The organism is Hungatella sp. SL.1.14 (assembly GCF_024460495.1).
Lineage (GTDB): Bacteria > Bacillota > Clostridia > Lachnospirales > Lachnospiraceae > Hungatella > Hungatella hathewayi.
Map to the genome: position 1 here is coordinate 1 of NZ_JANFYJ010000431.1, position 295 is coordinate 295.

Consider the following 295-nt stretch of genomic DNA (forward strand, 5'->3'; position numbering starts at 1 on the left):
TGTGAAGCTATCTGTATTCGTACAGACCAATTGAATAATCCGTTCTTCCGGATAAGGTTCAGGAGGAAGAAATCCAGTAGTTATATCTCTAATCAAGGCCCAATCCCTTAATAAAACTTGCTTCCTTAGTTTAAGCTGTTTTATGGCCTTCTTTATCTCTTGGCGGTCTTCATAGTAACGTTTGGGATCGTAAGGCGTCACCAGATGCTTTATTTCAACTATCACAACATGATTATCAACTAAAGCTATAACATCAAAATCTGTATTTCCTAAAGATGATTTAAATTCTATTTTA

Annotated in this window: 1 pseudogene; it reads right to left on the reverse strand. The window is 35.3% G+C overall.

The features are described 5' to 3' along the window. Nucleotides 1-295, reverse strand: a pseudogene (locus NE473_RS31700) (hypothetical protein); the annotation flags it as partial.